The organism is Coleofasciculus sp. FACHB-712, assembly GCF_014695635.1.
Lineage (GTDB): Bacteria > Cyanobacteriota > Cyanobacteriia > Cyanobacteriales > FACHB-T130 > FACHB-T130.
This window is the reverse complement of the sequence record NZ_JACJOQ010000511.1, coordinates 1-4,726: the sequence shown is the minus strand read 5'-3', so window position 1 is coordinate 4,726 and position 4,726 is coordinate 1. Positions and strand designations below refer to the sequence as shown.

7 protein-coding genes are annotated in these 4,726 nt (G+C 44.5%); 4 read left to right on the top strand and 3 right to left on the bottom strand.

The window, feature by feature from the left end; translation table 11 throughout:
* On the bottom strand, positions 1-161 hold a 161-nt coding region (locus H6F50_RS17100; RefSeq protein WP_190429627.1), incomplete at its 3' end, for an FAD-dependent oxidoreductase.
* A 99-nt stretch (positions 162-260) separates the two neighbouring features.
* On the opposite strand from H6F50_RS17100, the gene H6F50_RS17095 reads away from it, so the two are divergent.
* On the top strand, positions 261-1,319 hold the full coding sequence (locus H6F50_RS17095) for a zinc-dependent dehydrogenase (RefSeq protein WP_190412704.1): 1,059 nt from the start codon (positions 261-263) through the stop codon (positions 1,317-1,319).
* 124 nt (positions 1,320-1,443) lie between these two features.
* Positions 1,444-1,812, top strand: coding sequence for a DUF2294 domain-containing protein (locus tag H6F50_RS17090; protein WP_190412703.1), 369 nt, complete (start codon positions 1,444-1,446; stop codon positions 1,810-1,812).
* 191 nt (positions 1,813-2,003) lie between these two features.
* On the opposite strand, the gene H6F50_RS17085 is transcribed toward H6F50_RS17090, so the two are convergent.
* Positions 2,004-2,435, bottom strand: a complete 432-nt coding sequence (locus H6F50_RS17085; RefSeq protein WP_190412702.1) for a response regulator — start codon at positions 2,433-2,435, stop codon at positions 2,004-2,006.
* A gap of 685 nt (positions 2,436-3,120) precedes the next feature.
* Here H6F50_RS17085 and H6F50_RS17080 point away from each other — a divergent pair.
* Entirely contained in the window at positions 3,121-3,498 is a 378-nt protein-coding gene (locus H6F50_RS17080) for a DUF2294 domain-containing protein (RefSeq protein WP_190429626.1), read from the top strand.
* Here H6F50_RS17080 and H6F50_RS17075 read toward each other — a convergent pair.
* Positions 3,476-4,000 carry a response regulator gene (locus H6F50_RS17075; RefSeq protein WP_339380308.1) on the bottom strand — a complete coding sequence of 175 codons (525 nt, stop codon included), beginning with the start codon at positions 3,998-4,000 and terminating at the stop codon, positions 3,476-3,478. The two genes, H6F50_RS17080 and H6F50_RS17075, sit on opposite strands and share 23 nt — an antisense overlap.
* Positions 4,001-4,523: 523 nt before the next feature.
* On the opposite strand from H6F50_RS17075, the gene H6F50_RS17070 reads away from it, so the two are divergent.
* On the top strand, positions 4,524-4,726 hold a 203-nt coding region (locus tag H6F50_RS17070), incomplete at its 3' end, for an aldehyde dehydrogenase family protein (RefSeq protein ID WP_190429625.1).

Below are 4,726 nucleotides of genomic sequence, written 5' to 3'. Positions count from 1 at the left end.
GGGGCAGCAACCCCCGCTGAGGTGAGCATTCCCCCCAGCCAGGTAAATTCACTCACCAGCATTGTCTTGGCACCGCGACGGGCAGCTTGTATCGCAGCTGCGGTTCCTCCCGTTCCGCCTCCCACAACCAAGACATCTACTTCTATTAATTCATTCATCAGCAATTCCGTTTCAGAATAGACAATCGATCGCGAACAATAGACAATTAGCTATAAACAATCGGCTATCGAAAGTATAAAGTCCATCGTTTAAGGAAAAGCATGAAAGCACAAGTATTCAGAGGCGTCAATCAGCTCAGTTACGAAGAAGTGCCGACGCCGGAAATTGCACCCGATGAAGTGCTGGTACAAGTAAAGGTTGTGGGATTGTGTCAGTCTGACATCAAGAAAATTCGCTATCCTCTCTACCAGCCACCGCGCATCTTTGGTCATGAAACTGCTGGGGTAATTACTTCTGTAGGAAGTGAAGTGACTGGCTGGCAGATTGGGCAGCGAGTTGTGGTTATGCACCATATTCCTTGTATGCGCTGCGATTATTGCCTCAACGACAACTTCTCGATGTGCGATGTTTACAAAAACGTCACGACCACGGCTGGATTTACTCCCAGCGGCGGTGGCTTTGCAGATTATGTAAAAGTGCCCGGTCACATTGTCCGCAGCGGCGGATTAATTCCCATTCCGGATAATGTCAGCTTTGAGCAAGCGAGTTTTGTGGAGCCGACAAATTGCTGTCTAAAAGCAGTTAAAAAAGCCCAAGTTGCTCCTGGTCAAACCGTTTTGATTACAGGTGCTGGCCCAATTGGGCTAATGTTTATCATGCTGGTGAAGTATTTCGGAGCCAGAGCGATCGCCACCGACTTAATTCCTTCTCGGATTGAGAAAGCTTTGAGTGTGGGGGCAGAAGCTGCATTCGATCCCCGCGACCCGGATTTATCAACTAAAATTAAAGCGCTTACTGGTGGATTGGGAGTGGATACGACTTTACTTGCAGTTCCCAGTGACAAAGCGTTTTTCCAAGCCCTCGATTGTACCCGTCGGGGCGGTAAAATTTTGTTTTTTGCGGAGTTTCCTGATGAAGTAGAAATCCCGATTAATCCAAATATTCTCTACCGCCGAGAAATTGATTTAATGGGTAGCTATAGTTCTTCTTACCGGATACAAAATTTGGCAGCAGATATTGTATTCAACCAGCGAATTGATGTGGAAGCATTAATTAGCGATCGCTATCCTTTGCAAAATTTAGCTGCTGCTGTGGAACAAGCGATCGCTCCCACCCCCGAAACTTACAAAATTCTCATCTATCCCCAAACAGCCGAGTGATTTTAGTAACAGTCTGTCTTCATTTAACTCTCTTTTAGAGAGTCTTTTTTTAAAGATTTTGACAGGGCAACCAGATAGATTTATCATCTATCTGATGATAGAATTTTTTTAAAATCTTTAAAGTATGGATACTTCCTCTCCGACGCGCGGACAACTAGAAAGAACTCTATCGCAACGCATCCAAGCTTTATACCGGGATCAACTGGGGCATCAACCTAGTCAAATTACCTGTCAAATTTTTGATGAAAAAATTGCCATTATTCTAGAAAATGCCATCACGGCACCAGAACAACTTTTAGCAAATAGTGGTCAAGAAGAGCTGGCTGAGCAAGTAAGGACAGATTTAGAAAAAGCACTTGAGCCAAAACTGAAAGCGCTAATTGAGGAAGTGGTTGGCGTATCCGTGATTGACCTGCTCAGCGATGCCAAAGTAGACACAGGTCGTACTGGTACGATTGCTGTATTAGCAAACGCCCCTAAAGTTCGTAATTAATCCCCCTTCGCTGCTAAGTATCTAGCTCAGCATAGATTTATATTGATGGTTTGCCCTCAGCAGCCTTTTTCAGTTTTTAGGGTGTATCTGACCCTTATGCGATCGCGGCATCCCGTCTCTCTATAACAACTAACAAACAACCATTTATCAATTGATGACTCAATCTATAAATCTAGATTTATTTATTTAAATTAATTGAGATAGCGATCGATGAGAGCTTCTAACTCATCAATGACATAAGGCTTGCTAATGTAGTCATTGCAGCCTGCAAACAGAAGACCTTCCCTGTCTTCTGCTCTTGCCAAAGCCGTCACAGCAACAATGGGGATCTTCATCGTTTCGGGGTTCTGTTTCAGAGAACGCACAACTTCTACGCCGTGGATGTCAGGTAGAAGAATATCTAACAAAATCAGCTTTGGCTGATAATGTTGCGCCATAAATAAAGCTGCCCGACCCTCCTTTGTCGTAATAAATGAGCAGTCAAGAGCGAGCAGCACTTCGCTCATGAGTAGCAAGTTGTCTTCATTGTCTTCTACAACCAAAATGAGAGGCGATTCGATATTTGCCTGGGAGGCAGGTTTTGAGAAAGAGTGCAGATTTAAGCGTTGTTCGGGGGAACTCATCAAAATACGAAGCTATCCTCTCCAGAAGTGGACAACCGAGGGGTTGCCCAAGTTATACCCATTCACTTGATTGACGGTACACGAATGATTCCCTGTTTGCCCCTTGTTTTACAAGGGTTTAGGGATCGCCTGCGGAAAAGTGAAACGGTATTACGAGGCATTCCCCAGGCGGCATTTTTTGGCGCTTGGAATCGATTGGCTCGTAGCTTCCCCACTAGGTTGATCTTTTAAGTTCATCTTGGCAAGAGAACACAGCAAGCTAGTGGTGATGTTGCTTGTCCCCTGATTCTATAAAAAATTAGTTAAAAAACTGCACAACTTAAACATTAATATTCATTGTTACTTTTAGCACTAGATATATACACACTTCTGTGCTAAGAATCGTTGAAAAACTAAATTTTTGAATACATTTGGCGTTTCTTGGTTAGCTGCAAAGCATCACAAATATATTGAAAACCGTTTCGGATACTTGGGGGAATCGAACACTATCCCTACTTTGTAAGATTGGCACTCTCTACCCTCATCAGGGATTTGGCGCTTAACAACTAACCTTGTCAAGAAACTAAATATTGAAATTTTCCAATGTTGTGGATCTCTATCTTTAGGAGATGTCCGGAAAATTGCTCGCACTGTTACAGTCTAATAAAAAAGGTGAAAGAATTTACCTTTCCTGAGAGCGATCGCTATGCAGGACACAATCCAACCCACTCGTGGTGAATTAGAACGAACCCTGTCACAGGAAATTCGGGCTTTCTACCACGCCCAACTAAGTCACCAGCCCAGTCAGGTGACTTGCCAATTTATGGGTGACAAAATTGCGATTCTTATCGAAGATTCTATTACTCGACCCGAACAACTTCTGGCACAAAGCGGTCAGCAAAGGCTGGCACAGAGAGTTCGAGAGAATATAAACCACGTCCTACAACTGCAACTTAAACAGCTAATTGAGGAAGTGGTGAAAGTCCCAGTCATCGATCTGATGATCGACTCCGCCCTAAAAACAAGTCGTACCAGTACCGTTGCGATTTTAGCCGCAACCCCTACGACGCGCAATCCAGACTGAATTCCACCGAATCGACCTGAGACGGATTCCATCTCAGGTTGCGCCGGACAACAGCCTCTAGATCCTCCAGCAAGTAAGGCTTGCTAATATAGTCATTGCAGCCTGCCGTGAGAATGCGATCTCTGTCTTCCGCCCTTGCCAGCGCCGTGACGGCGATAACAGGAATTGTCCGGGTTTCAGGATCTTCCCTGAGTTGACGGACAATTTGAAGACCATCTAAGTCAGGCAACATAATATCCAGCAAAATCAGGTTTGGCTGTTCGGTTCGTGCCTTTTCAAAAGCACTATGACCGTCAATTGCTGTGATGATTGAGCAATTTAACGGCTCTAAAACGTAAGCAAGCAATAATAAGTTGTCTTCATCGTCATCGACTGCCAATACCACAGGCAACTTGGCAGTAAGACACTGATTGCTACTGCTCAAAAAATTTTGACGGGTACGGTGGGAAAGTTCCAAATCATCCATCCTCTTTTTCCAGCTAATTTCTAGACTGGCAGTCACCCTCACCAGAAGAGTGGACGAGGCACTCCTTAAGCGGTGGCGAAGCGCTTGCAATGGAATGGCTCGCGTGTAACCTACTAAGTTGGAGAGCCGATGCTCGATCTAGAGGAAAAGACGAGCCAAGTTAGTAGGAGCCTTATTATCATTGACATTGCTATTGTACATAAAATTTACAATAACCTAAAGAATTTGTTAAGAAAATACAATTCTTGTAAGTATGCTTAGCACTTACTAAACATAGGCTAGAGGGCAACCTAGAATAGAAATCTTCGGGAGTAGCAAGATAGCAGACTGGTAGTCGTACCACATCATCCGGAGTTAGCCCGGGATTAACCGGAGCAATAAGACGCGAGGAATTGCGTCTGGAAACTAACTTTAAGCAGATGCGACCTATAGAGTAGATGCCGTTTTAGATGCGGCTAGGAGTTCGCATTTGAGAAAAGAGCGGGTTGATGAATGGGGTGAATCAGCCTTCACGATTTGAGGGCTACCCCGATCTAATTAGGCATTGGAGGTTGAAGCAATGGGTATAGCCACGATTAACCCAGCAACTGGGGAAACGCTTCAAACGTTTGAGGCACTAACAGATACGGAGATTGAAACGAAGCTAGCACTAGCGCAATCAAGCTTTAAACAGTATCGGCAGACACCCATGCAAAAAAGGGCAGATTGGCTGAATGCCGCTGCTGAGATTTTAGAGAGCGATCGCGAACGCTTTGGCAAAAT

Excerpts from the sequence above, each read along its gene's own strand:
- H6F50_RS17095 (WP_190412704.1), top strand. The coding sequence starts at position 261 with ATGAAAGCACAAGTATTCAGAGGCGTCAATCAGCTCAGTTACGAAGAA.
- H6F50_RS17090 (WP_190412703.1), top strand. The coding sequence starts at position 1,444 with ATGGATACTTCCTCTCCGACGCGCGGACAACTAGAAAGAACTCTATCG.
- H6F50_RS17085 (WP_190412702.1), bottom strand. The coding sequence starts at position 2,435 with ATGAGTTCCCCCGAACAACGCTTAAATCTGCACTCTTTCTCAAAACCT.
- H6F50_RS17080 (WP_190429626.1), top strand. The coding sequence starts at position 3,121 with ATGCAGGACACAATCCAACCCACTCGTGGTGAATTAGAACGAACCCTG.